This is a genomic window from Candidatus Tectomicrobia bacterium, assembly GCA_016192135.1.
Taxonomy (GTDB): domain Bacteria; phylum UBA8248; class UBA8248; order UBA8248; family UBA8248; genus 2-12-FULL-69-37.
The window spans coordinates 180,881-198,156 of the sequence record JACPUR010000038.1 but is presented as its reverse complement, the minus strand read 5'-3'; the positions used below and the strand labels follow the sequence as shown (position 1 = coordinate 198,156).

Below are 17,276 nucleotides of genomic sequence, written 5' to 3'. Positions count from 1 at the left end.
TTCGGCCCCCTGGTTCGGGTACCGGAAAGTATTGAAGGGAGGGGCCTGGGCCACCCGCTACCGCCTGGCGAACAACCAGTACCGCAATTTTTTCCAGCCCTACCGCAACGACATCTTCGCGGGGTTCCGCACGTGCGCCCGATAGGCGGAGACCCCCCTCCGCCCGCACGGAGCGAGGATCAGGAGCTGCCCGCCGAGATCCGGGATCTGCTGAGGGGGAGGGCGGGGGCGTAAGGGGGCGGAAATGGAGTTGCTTCGTCAAAGAATATAAATCGGCTACGTTAATTATTTAACATCAGAACGGGATGTCATCGTCTTCAACCTTCTTGGGACTTCGGGCCTGGAGGAAAAGCCATTCGTCTTTCCAAGAACTTTGCGTGTATATCTTGAGATTGCCGTGTTCATCGAAGATGTTTTCAGTTAGCTTGAGATAGTCATCACGATCCTCATGGATCCACTCAATTTTACTGTCGACATCTAATTCATCCCCGGACACCTCTTTCCACCCACGAGCCTTGAGCCAAGCATTCAGATCGTCCAGGCTAGAAAAAAATACACGGTAAGGTGTATTTGTTAACTCCCTGAATCTTTGAAAAGCGGGATGGTTAGAAATTAGAATTTGTTGGATCGCTCCATCTTTATTTTTTCGTTCTTCGGTAAGGTACGTGACGAGTTGTTTTAATGTTCCTGAAACTGCTTTCATGTCGGAAAGTATCTGGGCTTCAGCTAATCTTTTTCTTTCTTGCAGTAATCCTTGAAATAGTCCAGCCCATTGGTTCCTTAGATAGTCAACTATATCGAGAGAAACCTCAAACGATGCAATAGGGTTGTTCTTGGGTAATTTGTGTACTTGTTCGATGAATTCATAGATTTGAGGATTATCTACGTGTCTGTACTTAATTCTAGAGTTGCGCTTGTTGAGTTGATAGGTTTGAAATTCAGCGTTTACATTTTTCTCTATAAAAATGTAAACCTGAATCCCTTTGTCCAATGCCCGCTGCAATTCTTTCTGTGATATCGAATATTGCTGATCGGCAGCAGATTCACTTCCGAATCTCCCGCCGATTATTGAAACTACAATGTCGCAGAGATCGATTTCACGGTACGCATATTCTTCGGGAGCCTTTTCTGAACCATAAGGTATTGTGCCTGTTTCGTTTCTGATGGATTCAAACCCAATTTCTTTAATGAATCTTTCTAGGTCTTCTCTGATCTGCCTCAGATCGTAGAATGTTGAACTTATGAATACCCTCGGCTTGGCCATCTCCTCGAGTCGTCCTTTCTGGAATGGTTTTTATCACCCAGCTTACTTGGGGTTATGTCTTGTTCGATCCACGATTCGATAAGTCTGGCCAGGTTCGGGAGTAGGAGGAAAAGGCTCGTTCTTGACGACCGTCCTCTCCTCACCGGTCCGTCCACCGCGAGGTCCAAGAATTTCAGCTTGGCCTGAATACGGAACTTTCTGTCCTGGTTTAAAGGACTTCGACATCGCTATGGTCTCCTTCTATCATTGGGCGAGTTAATCTGTTCGAAAATGTATTCCTTTGGTAGGTGAAGATCAAGCGAAATGCGAGGAAATCGCACAAAATATGGTGGATAAGATGTGCAAAATTGGGTTTTCATACAACATATGGTGTTCACATTCCCACACGAAAATGGCGTCATTTGCTGCGATTTGCGGTAAATGGCTTTTCCCCATTCCCTCCTATATTCCCCTTCGGGCGGACCCGCGCCGGGGCGCCGCGCGCATCCGGAGGGGCGGGTTTGAAACCCGCCCCTACGGAATCCGGTTTCGAGGTAGGGATTAGAGATGGGAAGAAGGGTCTTTCCGGCAGTTTCCGGGGAATCCCGGGGAATTACGGCTTTTTTCAGCGAATGGCGCGGCGGGACGATGAGGGGGGGAGGTTCCAAAAGTTGCAAGTAATTGCGGTTAGTTGCCGATAATACCGGGTAATTCCCCTTTTTACCGCCGCCGCCTGAACCAGAGGCCGGGGCGGTTCACCTTCCTCAGATTCTGGGCGAGGAAGCGGCTCACGCCGGGGTTGCCCACCAGGATGGCGCGCCGCCACTTGCGGGCGAGGTCGAGGGTCCGGGGGGACTCGTCCTCCTCCGGGAAGAAGTTGACGAGGGGGTCCCAATAGTCGGACCCGCCGCGGCGGATGAGGGGGAGCCCGCCCGCCTCCTTCACCAAGAGCACCCCCGCCGCCACGTCCCAGATACTCGGGGCCCCGAAGAGGGCGAAGTGGAGCCCGCCCCGCGCCACGAGGGCGAGCTCGTAGGCGATGGAGCCGGGCGCCCGCACCTCGCCCAGGCCGCTCTGCTTGAGGGGCCCGGTCGGGCGGTACTGGGTGAGGTAGGAGCCCGGGAGGCTCGAGATGCGCTGGCCGGTGGGCTTCTCGTCCGGGGCCACCCGGATGGGGCGCTCCTCCCGCCAGGCGCCCCCGCCCTCCCAGGCGCGGTAGACGGTGCCGCCGGCCCCGGCGGCCGAGTCCACGGTCGGGGGCTCGGGGGTGAAGACGGCCCCGGCGACGGGCCGGCCCCGGCGCAGGACCCCCACCGAGCATCCCCAGACGGCGAGCCCGTTCAGGAAGTTCTTGGTGCCGTCCAGGGGGTCGAGCACCCAGAGGTACTCGGGGACGATCTGGGCGCCCTCGGCCTGGGCCGCCTCCACGTCCTTGGGTTTCTCCTCGCCGAGGACGGCGTGGCCGATGTAGCGGCCGAGGATGCGCTGCTGGAGGAAGTTCTGGCTGGCGAGGTCGGCCTCGCTCACGGGGTCGGTCTTGGCGGCGTCCTTGTACTCGACCTCGACCCGCTTGCCGAAAAGGCCGAGGAGGAGCTCGCCCGCCCCCCGGGCGAACTCGGCGGCGGAGGCGGCGAGCTCCTCGGGGCGGGGGGCATCGCTCATCCCACCGCCTCCGGCATGGGGACGCCCAGCCTCCCGGCGATCTCGGCCATCTCCTGCAGGCGCTCGGGCGGGAGGGGGACGCCCTTCTCCCGGCGCTCGCGCTCCTTCTCGAGCTCCATCTCGCCCGGCATCCAGATGCGCTCGACGCCCATGGCCCTGGGGGCGGCCCGGAGGACGCCGCAGAAGGCGTCCATCGAGGCGCGGAAGGCGGCCAGGGGGACCAGCGCCTCGATCTTGATGGAGAGGAAGAGGTGGGTCACCCCGCTCGGGCCCGAGTAATCGCCCACCTCCCTCACCTGGTGGCTGAAGTTCGAGCCGGCGAGCCCGGCCAGCAGGGCGTCGATGAGGATGGAGAGGCCGCTCCCCTTGTGCCCGGCGATGGGGGAGAGGAGGGCGCTCTTCAGCACCTCGTTGGGGTCGGTGGTGGGCTTCCCCTCCGAGTCCAGGCCCCAGCCCTCGGGGATCTTCTTCCCGGCCCGGGCCGCCTGGAGCACGTAGCCCCGGGCCACCACGCTGAGCGCCATGTCCAGGCACAGAGGGGGATTTCCCGGCAGGGCGATGGCGATGGGGTTGTTCCCGATGAGGGGGGCCCGGGCGCCGTGGGGGGCGACGTTCTTCATGGTGGTGGTGGTCACGATGCCCGCCATCCCCCGCCCGGCGGCCATCAGGGCGTAGGTGGCGGCGGCCCCGAAGTGGTTGCTCTCCTTGACGAGCACGAGCCCCACGTTGTGCCGATCGGCCCGGGCGATGCTCTCCTCCATCGCCCGGCGCGAGACCACCTGCCCAATCCCGTTGTCCCCGTCCATGAGGGCGAGGGCGCCGCAGTCCTTCTCGACGCGGATGTTGGGCCGGGTGTTGGCGGCGCCCGCCTCGAGGCGGCGGGTGTAGTTCGGCAGGCGGATGACGCCGTGGCTCGATACCCCTCGCAGCTCGGCCTGGACCAGGGTGGAGGCCACCCAGGCGGCGTCGCCCCCGGGGAGGCCGAGCTTCTGGAAAACGGCGGCGAGGAAGCCCTCCAGGGCCTCGGGGTGCATGCGGCGGCTCATCGGATCCTCCGGAAGCGCGTATATGAAGTGCGAGAGGGAAAGGCCAATCTCCGGCGCTCGTGCGCGCCGCGGTCCACCTCCCGGCGGGAAGCCGGCTGCTTTGTCCGGCGTGTCACGGTGATGGCGGTGACTGGCGTGGCCCTCCCCTTGCCGCCGGTCAAGCCCGGCTCCGGCGCAGGGCGGGCGGCCGGGCGAAATGGAACGGAAGGATCATGTCCGGCCCAAGCTAGCGCAACCGCGGGGGCGCTTCAAGGAGATGCGCCGCGATCAGGCGGGAAGGAGGGACGGCGCGGGACCTTGGCGGGGGGGAGTTCCGTCTGCCCATCCTCCTGCCCGCGGCGCCAGGAGAAGCCTGGCTGCTCGCGCGCCTGGCGGAGCTCGGCGAGCGGTGGATCAAGGTTTGTGATAAAGTCGGGTCCTTCAAAGGGCTATTCGCAAGACCCGTGCGCCATGACCGGATGAGAATTCAAGTCGTTCCTCCGCCAGAGGGCAAGCATGAATCACGAGAGCGGCGTCGTGAAAGGCTACTCCGCCTTCCTGGACCTCGAGTGCGCCCGCACGGGGGAACGGTTCGCGGCGGACCGGCTGCGGAACCTGAGCCCGGCGGGAGCGCCCCTCCTCGCCCGCTACGACCTGGAGGCCGCGGCGCGCACCCTGAGGCCCGAGGCCGCCGCCCGGCGGGCCCCCGGGATGTGGCGCTACCACGAGGTCCTGCCCGCCCCCTCGCCGGAAGCCATCGTGAGCCTGGGCGAGGGAATGACCCCGCTCCTCGAGGTGCCGCGCCTGGGCGCCCGGGTCGGGCTGCCGCGCCTGCTCGTCAAGGACGAGGGCCAGCTCCCGACGGGGAGCTTCAAGGCGCGCGGCCTCTCCGCCGCCCTCACCATGGCGCGCCTGCTGGGGGCGCGGGAGGTGGCCATCCCCACGGCGGGGAACGCCGGGGGGGCGACCGCGGCCTACGCCTCCCGGGCGGGCCTGCGGGCCCACATCTACATGCCCGTGGATGCGCCCGCCGTCCACAAGGTGGAGTGCACCCTGGCCGGGGCGGAGGTCACTGTGGTGCGGGGCTTCATCCACCAGTGCGGGGAGATCGTGGCCCGGCGGGCGCCCGAGAAGGGATGGTTCGACCTCTCCACCTTCAAGGAGCCCTACCGCGTCGAGGGAAAGAAGACCATGGCCTACGAGCTGGTCGAACAGCTGGGAGGGGAAGTCCCCGACGCCATCGTCTACCCTACAGGCGGCGGGACGGGCCTGGTGGCCATGTGGCGGGCCTTCGCCGAGCTGGAGGCGCTGGGCTGGATCGGCCCGCGCCGGCCGCGCATGATCTCGGTCCAGGCCGAGGGGTGCGCCCCGCTGGTCCGCGCCTTCGAGGCGGGGGCGGAGGCGGCCTCGCTCTGGGAGCATCCGAGCACCCACGCCTCGGGGCTGCGGGTTCCACGGGTGCTGGCCGATTTCCTGTGCCTGCGGGCCATCCGGCAGAGCGGGGGGACGGCGGTGGCCGTCCCGGACGAGGCCATGTTCGCGGCACAGCGGGAGGCTGGAGCGGCCGAGGGGCTCCTCCTCTGCCCCGAGGGCGGGGCCTGCGTCGCCGCTCTCCGGCTCCTTCGGGAGCGCGGCGACCTCGGGCGCCAGGATCGCGTCGTGGTCTTCAACACGGCCACCGGCCTCAAGTACGCGGACCTGATCCCCGTCGACGCCCCGGTGGTGGACCCCCTGGGCGCGAAGGACGTGAAGGTGCGATGATCGGGAGTGCCCGTCCGCGGAATTCCGCGCCGGAACCTTGACCACCGATCGAGTTTTCATGGAGAAATAATCTTTACCCCCTCTCTGAGGGGATAGATGTGCGTATGGGCAAGCTGCCCCCGGAGGAGGAGGCCCGCAAGCGGGGCTCTTTCTTCCGCGCCGGGGGGGATGCCTATCCGGCCGCGCGGAGATGCGCGGCCCTTCCATGAGGAGCCATCCATGGATTTGGGCTTGAAGGGGAAGCGGGCGATCGTGACCGGGGCGAGCCGGGGCATCGGCCGGTGCTGCGCGCTGGCGCTGGCCAAGGAAGGCGCGCGCGTCTGCGTCACGGCCCGGGACGAGAAGCTCCTGGGAGACGTGGCGAAGGAAGTGAACGCGGCGGGCGGGGAGGGGATGCCGGTCCCGGCGGACCTGACCTCCCTCGACGGCTGCAAGAAGGTGGTGGACTCGGCCGTCTCGAAGTTCGGCGGGGTGGACATCCTCATCAACTCGGCCGGCGCCGCGCGCGGGGGCGACATCCTCGATCTTCCGGTGGACATCATCGAGGAGGCCCTGCTGCTCAAGTCTTTCGGCTACCTGCGCCTCTCCCAGCTCGCCATCCCCCACATGAAGAAGCAGAGGTGGGGCCGCATCGTGAACATCGCCGGGGGCGCCGGGGCGAGCCCCGCGCGCGGGAACATCCCCACGAGCCTCGCCAACATCGCCGTCCTCAACATGACCCGCGCCCTCTCGGACGCCGCCGCCCCGGACGGCATCATGGTCAACACCATCTGCCCGGGCATGACCAACACCCAGCGGGCGCGCGACCTCCTGCAGGCCCAGGCCAAGAAGGAGGGGAAGAACGTCGAGGAGATCCTGGCGGCGGTGGGCAAGCGGACCCCCGCGGGGCGCATCTGCGAGCCCGAGGAGGTGGCGAACGTGGCGGCCTTCCTCGCCTCGGACGTCTGCACCTACGTCTTCGGGAGCTCCATCTACATGGACGGGGGCGGCCGCCGCGGCACGCCCTGAGGCAAGCCGGGCGGAAAACATGGGCGGCGCCGTGCGGGGGGGCCATTGAACTCCCCTGCCCAGGGGAACGCGGAAAATCAAGGGGTTAAAAGAAATGCCTCATCTGTTCGATAAGCTCCCGGTGCGCGGGGCGACCCTGCGCAACCGCATCGCCGTCTCCCCCATGTGCCAGTACAGCTCGGTCGAAGGGAAGGCGACGGACTGGCACCTCGTCCACCTGGGCTCCCGCGCCGTGGGCGGGGCGGGCCTGGTCATGGTGGAGGCGACGGGCGTCGAGCGCCGGGGCCGGATCACCCACGGCTGCATGGGCATCTGGTCCGAGGAGCACGTCGAGCCCCTGGCCCGCATCGCGCGCTTCGTGAAGGAGCACAAGGCTGTGGCGGCCATTCAGCTCGCCCACGCGGGCCGCAAGGCCAGCCAGGCCCGGACCTGGGAGGGCGGGCACTTCCTCTCCAAGGAGGAGGGCGCCTGGGAGATCGTGGGGCCGAGCCCCATCCCCTTCGGCGAGAACGCCCCCGTGCCCAAGCCGCTTTCGGTGGAGGAAATCCGCTCCGTCCAGAAGGCCTTCGGCGAGGCCGCCCGGCGGGCCAAGGAGGCGGGCTTCGAGTGGCTGGAGATCCACGGGGGGCACGGCTACCTGATCCACAGCTTCCACTCCCCCCTGTCGAACCAGCGGGCCGACGCCTACGGCGGGAGCTTCGAGAACCGCATACGCTTCACCGTGGAGACGGTCCGCGAGGTGCGCGCCGCCTGGCCGGACGACCGGCCCCTGGGCATCCGGCTCTCCTGCACCGACTTCATGGAGGGAGGCTGGACCCTCCCCGAGACCATCGAGCTCGCTAGGACCCTCAAGGACGAGGGCGTGGATCTCATCGACTGCAGCGGCGGCGGGGGGACGCCCAAGGCCAAGATCCCCGCCGGCCCGGGCTACATGGTGGAGTTCTCGCGCGAGGTGAGGCGGGCCGCCGGCGTCCTCACGGGCACCGTCGGCATGATCACCCAGCCCTGGCAGGCGGACCAGATCGTGCGGAACGGGGAGGCGGATGTGGTCTTCATCGCGCGCGAGATGCTGCGCGACCCCTACTGGCCGCAGCGGGCGGCGGCGTCGCTGGGGCACAAGGAATGGGCCTACGTCCCGGACCCGTACCACCGGGCCCATTGAAAGGACGGGGGCGGGAATGAGGGCTCGGCGGCTTCGCGCGGCGGCCCTCGCGGGCCTGGGGGCGCTCCTGATGGGCCTCCTCGCCGCCCCCGGCGCCCAGGCCGCGACCTCCGTTCTCGAGACCACCTTCTGCCTGAAGCGCCCCGGCGCGGCCTGCGCCGAGCCGGTGGGAGACCGCTCTTCCGTCACCCTCGCCCAGCTTCCCCAGGACGGGAACGGCAGGCGGGTAATCTACTTCTTCAGCCGGCTCCGGCTGGAGACGGGGCGGGTGGCCTTCGTGGTCATCGAGCGGGTGGGGAGCTGCTACGGGAAGGGGAGCCCCAAGCTCTACGTGAGCCCCCGGCTCAGGACGCAGGGCTGGGCCTCCTTTTGGGGGGAGGTCTCGAAGCGGCTCGCGGACTTCTCGCTTTCTCCCCAGGGCCAGGGGTTCCTCGCGGTGGGCATCGCCGCCCCGCTGGGCCCGAAGGTCCCCCAGGACAGCTTCCAGGACATCTACGCCTTCGGCGAGCGCGAGATGAACTGCGCGGGCAAGATCCTCGCCCGGGTGCTCGACTTCGAGGGCAAGCCCCTGGGCGGCGACAACGAGCTCAAGGAGCTGGCGATCACCCCCTGACGGCCCTCACACCGCCAGCACGCCCCCGTCGCTCACCACCACCGTGCCGTTCATGAAATCGTTCTCCCCGCACACCATGAAGGCGGCCAGGGCGGCCATCTCCTCGGGCTGGGCGAAGCGCCGGGCGGGGATGTTGGGGAGCTTCGAGGCGGCGTACTCGGGCCGGTTCGCGTGGGTGATCTTGACGCGCTCGCTCTCGGTCGTCCCCGGGGCCAGGCAGTTGACGCGGATGCCCTTGGGCCCCAATTCCACGGCGAAGGCCTTGGCCATGTTGTGCATCGAGGTCTTGGTGGCGCCGTAGAGGGCGTTGCCGGGCACGCCCCGGATGCCGTCGATGGAGCCGATCATGAGGATGCGGCCCTTGCCCTGCGGGAGCATGATCTTGGCCGCCTCCCGGGAGGCGATGAAGACGGACTTGGCGTTCACCTCGTAGAGGCGGTCGATGTCCTCGTCGGTGAACTCGACGAGGGGCTTGTGGCAGCGGGTGGCGTGGCAGTTCACCAGCACGTCGAGCCCGCCGAGGAAGGCCGCCCCCTCGCGCACCGCCTCCCCGGCCTGCGCCGCCCGGCCGAAGTCGTAGCTCTTCCCGCCGGCCTTCGCGCCCTCTTTCCTGCAGGCTTCGACGGCGGCCTTCATGCCCTCGGCGTTCGCTCCCCCGGCCACCCAAAGGGAGGCCCCCTCGCAAGCGAACCGGCGCGCGATGGCCGCGCCGATGCCGGAGGAGCCCCCGGTCACGACGGCCCGCACGCCTTCCAGCATCCTGCCCGGCATCTCGTCTCTCCCCGGGAATTAAGGTGTGAAGCCTAAACTGGTTGTCCACTCATGCGCCTGGTCCTCAGTGCGTTCCCGCCAGCTTTTCTCCCCTCTCCCTCCGGGAGAGGGGCGGGGGTGAGGGACAGCGGTGCCGGGCCTCCCTCGCCCGGAGCATCCAAGCGGCCACCGCTTGGATGCTCCACCCTCTCCCGAGGGGAGAGGGGAAAGCCAAGTCAACAACGTGTTTGGATGCCACAATCAGCCTTTCTTTTCCTGGAACAGCGCCGCCTGGGTCTTGGTGCGGGGGTCGCGGGCGGGCCAGCGCCCCGCGTCTACCTCGGTGATGAAGTCCAGCACCGTCCGGTTGAACAGGGCCGGCTCCTCCAGGTTGATGAGGTGGCCCGCGTTCGGGAAGGTGATGAGGGCCGCCATCGGGAGGGTCCGCTTGAGGAAGAGCCCCGGGTCGAGGCAGGGCTCGTCCTCGTCCCCGCTGAGGATGAGGGTGGGAACGTTCATCCTCCGGAGGCCCTCCTCCAGCGAGTAGACCGAGGGGCGGCGGCTCTGGACCCCGCGCATGGTGTTGGCCGAGCCCTTGGGGGAGTGCTCCCGGAAGCCTTCGACGAACCGCCTGTAGGCGATGGGGTCCTTGCGCTCGAGCTGGAGGCGGGTGGGGCCCGCCGTGTAGGCGGCGGCGAAGCCGGCGAAGTCCTCGTCGAAGCGGCGGGCGGCCTCGAGCGCCTCCCGGCGGAAGGCCTCCTGCCGGTCCGGCACCGAGCCGTAGCCGCAGCCGGCCACCACGAGGGAGCGGGCGAGTTCGGGGTAGCGCAGCCCCAGGTGCAGGGTGGCGTAGCCCCCCATGGAGAGCCCCACGACGTGGGCGGGGGCGAGCCCCAGGCCCTGGATGACGCTGGCCAGGTCGTCCACGGCGATGTCCTGGCTGTACTGGGCGGGGTCGGGCGGGACCTCGGAGGGGGGGTAGCCGCGGGCGTTGTAGGTCACCACTTTGTACCGGCGGCCGAAGAAGCGCACCTGGTCGAGCCAACTCTTCTGGCCGCCCGCGAACTCGTGGACGAAGACCAGCGGCGTTCCCGCCCCGTGGCTCTCGTAGTTGAGGCGGACCCCATTCACCTGGATGTCGGGCATGCGAGCCTCCGGAAGGTGGATCGTTCACGGTTTCTTATGTCAGTTCGGCGGAAATGACAACGCGGGCCCCCACCGGGGGCGCGGACCGCCGGCATCAAGCGGATAAAAGTGTCCGAAAATAAAAGACTTGATTATTTTCCTCAAGTGACTCAAGATAAATTCCTCACCGAGGGAAGTGGTAACCCCCCGGATACAGGCAAAGGATATCCGCCCCTCAATTTTCTTGATGGCGCGAGCCGCCAAAGTTGTCAGGAGAAGCGAGTGAGGGGGATTCTCGCGTATTTGCGCATTCGAACAATATTGTTTGGAGGAACCGGCTCTTGAGTTCGACCATGGAATCGGGGCGGCGGAAGCTGGCCATCCACCGCAAGGAAGAGCGTCACATCCAGTGGGGGACGGTGACCGTCATCGCCCTCATCCATGCCGGCGCCCTGCTGGCCCTGCGGCCGGACCTTTACAGCACCTCGGGCCTGGCGATTTTCGGCGTTTTCTACATCATGACGGGGATGTTCGGGGTCACCCTGTGCTACCACCGGCTGCTCACCCACCGCAGCTTCCAGACCTATAAGTGGATGGAATACTTCCTCACCTTCTGCGCCTCCCAGGCCCTGCAGAGCGGCCCCATCTCGTGGACGGCGCTGCACCGCATCCATCACAAGGAGGCGGACGACGAGCCCGATCCCCACAGCCCCCTGGTGAGCTTCCTCTGGGCCCACATGGGCTGGCTGTTCGTGGACACGCCGGGGGCGACCACCTACGAGGAGTACAGCCGCTTCGCCAAGGACCTGGACCGCGACCCGGTCCAGCGCTTCCTGGATCGTTACTTTTTCCTCCTGTACCTCCTGACCGCCGTCCTCGTGTACGCGGCGGGGGAGCTTTACGGGGGGCTGGGCCTTTCCTGGCTGGTTTGGGGCGTTTTTCTCCGCACGGTCGCCTTGTGGCACGGCACCTGGCTGGTGAACTCGGCCACCCATTTGTGGGGCTACCGCAACTACAAGACCGACGAGGACAGCACGAACAACTGGTGGGTGGCCCTCATCTCCTTCGGCGAGGGCTGGCATAACAACCACCACGCCGATCAGCGCTCGGCCCGGCACGGGCAGCGCTGGTTCGAGATCGACGTGACCTACTGGGCCATCTGCCTCCTGGGCCGGCTGGGCCTCGCGTGGCAGATCATGGAGCCGCGCAGGAGCGTCGTCGCCCGCCGGGTGGACATCATGGTGGATGCCGAGGCCCTCCGGCTGGCCGACGAGCGGGCGAGGGAGCGTGAATCCGTCCTCCATACCCAGACGGATCCGACCCTCCCGGTGAACGTGCCCGTCATGGCGTCCGCCGCGGAGGCTTACGAGCGGGCCATGCGGTCCGCGCAGGAGGCCAGGGAGGCGGTCGAGGACGCCCTCCGGCACGCAGGCGAGGCCCTCCGCCACCGGCGCCAGGAGGCGGTGGAGAAGATGGACCAGCAGGTCCGTCAGATGCTGGAGACGGCGAAGGACCTGGCCATGGCGGCCGTCGAGAAGGCCAAGTACGCCGCCGCCGAGGCGGGCGAATTCGCCTCCCAGGCCAGCGCCTACGCCTCCGCCGCGAAGGACCGCGCGGCCGATTCCGCCCGCCACGCGGCCGAGCAAAGCCGCATCCTCGCCCAGGAGGCGGCCGAGGCCGCGACCCAGGCGGCCGAGCAGATCGCGGTCGCCTTCAAGGGGATCAGCCGGCCCATCATCAGTTCCGCCCTCTGACGGAGAGGCGGGCTTTCGCCCGGGAAGAATGGAGGGGCCGGCGGCGGGAGCCGCCGGCCCCTTTTGCTTTCGCGTTTCGGGCGAAGGCTAGGACTTGGGGGGAGTGGGGGCCGGGCCCGGGAGGAAGCGGTTCGTGAACACGCTTCCGATGGGCACGTCGAGCCGCCGGTCGAGGAGCTTCGCCATCAGGGCCTGGAACTCCTCCAGGCGGGCGCCGTCGAAGCGGCCCAGGCCCGCGGGGCGCGCGGAGGGCCGGATGAGCTTCGCCGCCTCCTCCCATTCCGACGCGCTGCGGGCGGGGGGCGAGGCGGGGTTCTCTTTCTGGAAGGCCCGCAGGGCATCCCCCGGACGAGACAGGGCGGCCGCCGCCGCGTGGGCCACGGCCGCGGCCATGGCGCGGACCCGCGCGGAATCCCGCTTGATCTGATCTTCGGTCGTCACCAGCACGAGCCCGTAGGGATTCACGCCGGCCCCGGCGTAGGGGAACACCGAGATGTCCTTTTTCACGAGCTCCGCCGCCGCCCGGTATTGGGACGCCACGAGGGCCGAGGCGGCCACGGCGTCCACCTTGCCCTCCAGCAGGGCCGGGAGCAGCTCGTCCGGTGACAGGTTCCGCCAGCGGACCTGGCCCAGGTCGAACGCGGGGCCGAGGCGCAATTCGGGGAAGAGGAGCCGGGGATAGGACGCGTGGGGGGCGCCGATGACCTTCCCCGCCAAATCGGGGAGGCGCTGGAGGTCCGGGCGCCTGAGCGAGATGATCGCGCTCCCGCCCTGCGGGAAATAGGCCAGGATGCCCACCAGGCCGCCGGCCTCCCCGGCCCGCTGGGCGTATACCTCGGCCGCCTCCGCGAGGGCGAACTGTGCCCCCTGGCCGAGGGCGCGGAGCGCCTCCGCGCTGCCCCGCGAGGGGCGGAGGGTCACGTCCAGTCCCGCCTTTCGAAAGATTCCCTCGCTCTGGCCGAAGTAGAGGGGAACGTGGGCGCCCCCGGGCAGCCAGTTCAGCGCAAGGGCGACGGGCCTGGGCGCCTGGGCGGCGGCCGGGGCCGCGGCGGCCAGGACGAGGAAGGAAACGGCGGCCAGCCGGAGAGCGCGGCTCGCCGCCGGGCGCCGGAGGAGCGGGAGAGGGGGCATGAAGGCCTCCTGTGCGGGAAGACGGGCGGGGAGGGCGCGCGCCGCTCGAATAATAAGACTTTCATCGCCGGGCGCGTGTCAAGGCGGCGTTCCGGGGCCGGGCGGTTCCCCGCGCCGCCGCCTTGACGCCCCGCGCCGCCGCTCCTAGAGTATGGAGCCTTTCACGGCGGGGAATGTCGGGAAAATCAAAGCGGTCCCTGCGCCTTTTCGATCACGCCGGTCCGCGCGGACAGCCGATCAAACCAGGAGGACGAAAGCAATGAACGCGGAGGAGCTTCTGAAGGGCCTGAAAATCTACTACGACGCCGACGCGGACCTGAACCTGCTCAAGGGCCGCACGGTGGCGGTCATCGGCTACGGGAGCCAGGGCCGGGCGCACGCGATGAACCTCCAGGACAGCGGCGTGAAGGTGGTGGTGGGGCTGCGAAAGACGTCGCCGCGCTGGAAACAGGTCGAGGAGGACGGCCTCGAGGTCATGGAGACGGCCGAGGCGGCCAAGGCGGGCGACCTGGTGGTCATGCTGACCCAGGACCACCTCCAGCCCGCCATCTGGCGCAACGACATCCTGCCCCACATGAAGGACGGCGACGCCTTCGTCGTGGCCCACGGCTTCAACCTGAACTACGGGCAGATCATCCCCCCCAAGAACATCGACGTGTTCATGATCGCCCCGAAGAGCCCGGGCCACACCATGCGCTTCCAGTTCGAGGACGGGCGCGGGGTGCCGGGCCTGGTGGCCGTGTTCCAGAACTTCACGGGCAAGGCGAAGGACTACGCCCTGGCCTACGGCAAGGGGGTGGGCTGCGCCCGCGCGGGGATCATCGAGACGACGATCGAGGAGGAGACCGAGACCGACCTCTTCGGCGAGCAGGTGGTGCTCTGCGGCGGCATCACCGAGCTCATCCGGGCGGCTTTCGAGACCCTGGTCGAGGCGGGCTACCAGCCGGCCTGCGCCTATTTCGAGTGCCTGCACGAGGTCAAGCTCATCACCGACCTGATCTACCAGGGCGGGATCACGATGATGCGCTACTCGGTCTCGGACACGGCCGAGTACGGCGACATCACGCGCGGCAAGGTGATCATCGATCAGGGCACCCGCGAGCGGATGAAGAAGATTCTCAAGGACATCCAGACGGGCAAGTTCGCCTCCGAGTGGATCAACGAGAACATGGTGGGGCGGCCCACCTTCAATACCATCGTCCGCAAGGAGAAGGAGCATCCCATCGAGATCGTGGGTGCCCGCCTGCGGGGCATGATGCCCTGGATCCAGGAGCGGGAGGTGAAGTAGCCTCAAGCGGTGCCCCCGGCGGGAACCGATCCCCCGGGGGCGCTGTTTTATCAGCAGTTGTGAGAAATCGGAAGAAAATGTCTCAAATCGGGTTTCGCGGTCTTGAAAGATTCTCTCGGAGGGTATAATCTTAAATTCCAAGGTGGGTCGGCCTTAACCCCCCGGCAGCAGGATGGAGACGAGAATGACCCCTCAGCGGGCCAAGTTCATCATTGCAGGTATCGTGGTCGTCAGCGCGTTCCTGTATCTCGCCGTTTCAGGCTTCCGCAGCGACAATTTCGTTTATTTCATGACAGTGGACGAGGCGGCCACGAAGGCGGCCTCGCTGAACGGGCAGGGGATCCGCGTCCAGGGGAAGGTGGTGCCCAAGACGATCACCCGAAATCCCCAGGCCATGGGACTGGCTTTCCGCCTCCAGGGCGAGAAGCAGACCCTGGCGGTGAGCTACCGGGGCGTCCCTCCCGACCTCCTGGAGAACGGCTTCCCGGTCATCGCCGAGGGCAAGCTGGACGAGTCCGGCACCCTGGTGGCCAAGAACCTGATGGTGGCCTGCCCCTCCAAATTCGAGGAGATGAAGGCGAAGGGCGAGGCCATCCCCCAGGAACACCAGAAGATGGTCGAGCGGGCCACGAAAGAATAAGGGGCTCCCCGCACAAGTAAAAGTAACTATTTTCGCGCGCGGCGTGGTCCCGCCTACCAATTCCGCGCTTTCAGGAGAGCCCCTTGCTCTTCATCGAGCTCGGCAGCTACGGCATCACGGCCGCCTTCGTGCTGGCCATCTTCAGCGTCATCGCCTCCGTATGGGGGGGCCTCAGCCGGAGGGCCGACTTCATCCTCGCGGGCCGCAACGCCGCGATGGCCGTCTTCGGCCTGGTCACGGCGGCGAGCATCGCCCTCTTGTGGCTCCTCCTGGCTCGCGACTACCGCGTCGAGTACGTGGCCGGCCACGTCGACAACCAGCTGAACGCCTTCTACCGCTTCAGCGCCTTCTGGGGCGGGCAGGAGGGGAGCCTCCTCCTCTGGGTGCTCCTGCTCTGCATCTTCTCCTTCACCGTCATCGTCCAGAACCGCGGCCGCAACCAGGTCCTGATGCCCTACGTGACCGCCACCCTCATGGTGACGGCGCTGTTCTTCCTGACCATCCTCGCCTTCATCACCCCGCCCTTCGCGACCCTGCCCACGCCTCCCCCGGACGGCAAGGGGCTCAACCCGCTCCTCCAGGACTGGGGGATGGTGATCCATCCGCCCAACCTCTACCTGGGCTTCGTGGGCTTCGCCGTGCCGTTCGCCTTCTGCATCGGCGCCCTGGTGAGCGGCAAGCTCGACACCGACTGGATCACCTCCACCCGCCGCTGGACGCTCTTCGCCTGGTTTTTCCTGGGGATCGGGATCCTGCTGGGCGGGGCCTGGGCCTACAAGGAGCTCGGGTGGGGCGGCTACTGGGCGTGGGATCCCGTCGAGAACGCGAGCCTGATGCCCTGGCTCACCGGCACCGCCTTCCTCCACTCCGTCATGATCCAGGAGAAGCGGGGGATGCTGAAGGTGTGGAACGTCTCCCTCATCATCATGACCTACGCCCTCACCATCTTCGGCACCTTCCTGACCCGCAGCGGCATCATCTCGAGCGTGCACGCCTTCGCCAGCAGCAGCTTCGGCTGGGCGTTCCTCGCCTACCTCGCCATCGCCCTGGCCGTCTCGTTCGGGCTCGTCATCTGGCGCCTCCCCCTCCTTAGGAGCGAGCACGAGATGGAGAGCTTCTTCTCGCGCGAGGCGAGCTTCCTGCTCAACAACGTGGTCCTGGTGGGGATGACCTTCGCCGTCTTCTGGGGGACCATCTTCCCCGTGGTGTCCGAGGCGGTGAAGGGCATCAAGGTGACGGTGGGCCCGCCCTTCTTCAACCAGGTGAACGTGCCCATCGCCATCCTCCTCATCTTCCTGGCGGGGGCGTCCCCGCTCCTCGCCTGGCGCCGGACCTCCGGCAAGCAGTTCCAGAAGAGCTTCGTCTACCCCTCGGTGGTCGCGGCGGGGGGGCTGGCCACCCTGCTCCTCTTCGGGGTGACGCACGTCTTCGCCGTTCTCGCCATCGCCCTCTCCATCTTCTCGGTCGCCACCATCTGGCTCGAGTACTACCGCGGCGTCTCCGCGCGGGTGCGGCATCAGGGGGAGAACGCCTGGACGGCCTTCTGGGAGCTCACCATGCGCAACAAGCGCCGCTTCGGGGGCTACATCGTCCACCTGGGGATGGCCATCCTCTTCATCGGGATAGCGGCCTCCTCGGCCTACCAGCAGGTGGGCGAAGTGCGCCTGCGTCCCGGCGAGAGCTTCTCCATGAACGGCATCCGGCTCCGCTTCGAGGGCCTGCGGGAGACGCGGAATTCCCAGTACACCTCGGCCTTCGCCAAGCTGGCCGTCTACCAGGGGGGCCGCCGGATGGGCGAGATCGAGCCCGAGAAGCGGCTCTACTTCACCCCGCCCCAGCCCACCACCGAGGCGGGCATCCGGCGCGGCTTCGCCTCGGACATCTATGCCGTCTTCGCCGAGGCCGGCGAGGACGGGGCCACCTTCCGCTTCATGATCAATCCCCTGCTCAACTGGGTCTGGATGGGAGGCATCATCTTCACGCTGGGCTCCCTGATATGCTTCTTCCCCGAGCGCTGGGGCCGGAGGCGGCGGGCTCTCCCTTCCGCCTACGGAAGCGAGGGGGACTACCGTGCCCCGGACAAGTCCCCCACGCCCGCGGCGGCGGAGTAGCCC

The 17,276-nt window shown here is 66.9% G+C and carries 15 protein-coding genes; 9 read left to right on the top strand and 6 right to left on the bottom strand.

The features are described from left to right. Positions 1-145, top strand: a 145-nt coding sequence (locus HYZ11_16605) for an ergothioneine biosynthesis protein EgtB (GenBank protein MBI3129230.1), incomplete at its 5' end; no start/stop codon positions are given. Positions 146-295: 150 nt separating this feature from the next. Here the strand turns inward: HYZ11_16605 and HYZ11_16600 are convergent. From HYZ11_16600 to HYZ11_16590, 3 genes are all read right to left on the bottom strand, one after another. After that, positions 296-1,264, bottom strand: coding sequence for a DUF4062 domain-containing protein (locus HYZ11_16600; protein MBI3129229.1), 969 nt, complete (start codon positions 1,262-1,264; stop codon positions 296-298). 699 nt (positions 1,265-1,963) lie between these two features. After that, positions 1,964-2,905, bottom strand: a complete 942-nt coding sequence (locus tag HYZ11_16595; GenBank protein ID MBI3129228.1) for an inositol monophosphatase — start codon at positions 2,903-2,905, stop codon at positions 1,964-1,966. Further along, positions 2,902-3,951 carry an Ldh family oxidoreductase gene (locus tag HYZ11_16590; protein MBI3129227.1) on the bottom strand — a complete coding sequence of 350 codons (1,050 nt, stop codon included), beginning with the start codon at positions 3,949-3,951 and terminating at the stop codon, positions 2,902-2,904. The genes HYZ11_16595 and HYZ11_16590 overlap by 4 nt, the downstream gene beginning before the upstream one ends. A 495-nt stretch (positions 3,952-4,446) precedes the next feature. Here HYZ11_16590 and HYZ11_16585 point away from each other — a divergent pair, with 495 nt between their 5' ends. The 4 genes from HYZ11_16585 (at position 4,447) to HYZ11_16570 (ending at position 8,474) form a co-directional block, all read left to right on the top strand. Continuing rightward, entirely contained in the window at positions 4,447-5,691 is a 1,245-nt protein-coding gene (locus HYZ11_16585; GenBank protein ID MBI3129226.1) for a threonine synthase, read from the top strand. A 219-nt stretch (positions 5,692-5,910) separates the two neighbouring features. After that, positions 5,911-6,699, top strand: a complete 789-nt coding sequence (locus tag HYZ11_16580) for an SDR family oxidoreductase (protein MBI3129225.1) — start codon at positions 5,911-5,913, stop codon at positions 6,697-6,699. Positions 6,700-6,793: 94 nt separating this feature from the next. Beyond that, positions 6,794-7,861, top strand: coding sequence for an NADH:flavin oxidoreductase/NADH oxidase (locus HYZ11_16575; protein ID MBI3129224.1), 1,068 nt, complete (start codon positions 6,794-6,796; stop codon positions 7,859-7,861). 16 nt (positions 7,862-7,877) lie between these two features. Next, positions 7,878-8,474: a hypothetical protein gene (locus HYZ11_16570; GenBank protein MBI3129223.1), complete on the top strand. Its 597-nt coding sequence runs from the start codon at positions 7,878-7,880 to the stop codon at positions 8,472-8,474. A gap of 6 nt (positions 8,475-8,480) precedes the next feature. Here the strand turns inward: HYZ11_16570 and HYZ11_16565 are convergent, their stop codons facing one another. After that, the gene (locus HYZ11_16565; GenBank protein ID MBI3129222.1) at positions 8,481-9,245 is read right to left on the bottom strand and encodes an SDR family oxidoreductase; all 765 of its coding nucleotides are present in this window, start codon (positions 9,243-9,245) and stop codon (positions 8,481-8,483) included. A 240-nt stretch (positions 9,246-9,485) separates the two neighbouring features. Then, complete coding sequence (locus tag HYZ11_16560) at positions 9,486-10,370, bottom strand: alpha/beta hydrolase (protein ID MBI3129221.1); 885 nt, start codon at positions 10,368-10,370, stop codon at positions 9,486-9,488. 332 nt (positions 10,371-10,702) lie between these two features. Between HYZ11_16560 and HYZ11_16555 the strand changes: the two genes are divergently transcribed. Next, positions 10,703-12,103, top strand: coding sequence for a fatty acid desaturase (locus HYZ11_16555; GenBank protein MBI3129220.1), 1,401 nt, complete (start codon positions 10,703-10,705; stop codon positions 12,101-12,103). Between the two features lie 87 nt (positions 12,104-12,190). Here HYZ11_16555 and HYZ11_16550 read toward each other — a convergent pair whose 3' ends face one another. After that, positions 12,191-13,234: an ABC transporter substrate-binding protein gene (locus HYZ11_16550; protein MBI3129219.1), complete on the bottom strand. Its 1,044-nt coding sequence runs from the start codon at positions 13,232-13,234 to the stop codon at positions 12,191-12,193. A gap of 259 nt (positions 13,235-13,493) precedes the next feature. On the opposite strand from HYZ11_16550, the gene ilvC reads away from it, so the two are divergent. The 3 genes from ilvC to HYZ11_16535 all read left to right on the top strand — a co-directional run bounded on the left by ilvC (position 13,494) and on the right by HYZ11_16535 (position 17,273). Further along, a complete protein-coding gene (gene ilvC / locus HYZ11_16545; protein ID MBI3129218.1) occupies positions 13,494-14,522 on the top strand; it encodes a ketol-acid reductoisomerase in 1,029 nt (342 codons plus the stop codon). A gap of 184 nt (positions 14,523-14,706) precedes the next feature. Further along, entirely contained in the window at positions 14,707-15,162 is a 456-nt protein-coding gene (locus HYZ11_16540; protein ID MBI3129217.1) for a cytochrome c maturation protein CcmE, read from the top strand. An 83-nt stretch (positions 15,163-15,245) separates the two neighbouring features. Next, positions 15,246-17,273, top strand: coding sequence for a heme lyase CcmF/NrfE family subunit (locus HYZ11_16535; GenBank protein MBI3129216.1), 2,028 nt, complete (start codon positions 15,246-15,248; stop codon positions 17,271-17,273). Positions 17,274-17,276 lie beyond the last annotated feature (3 nt).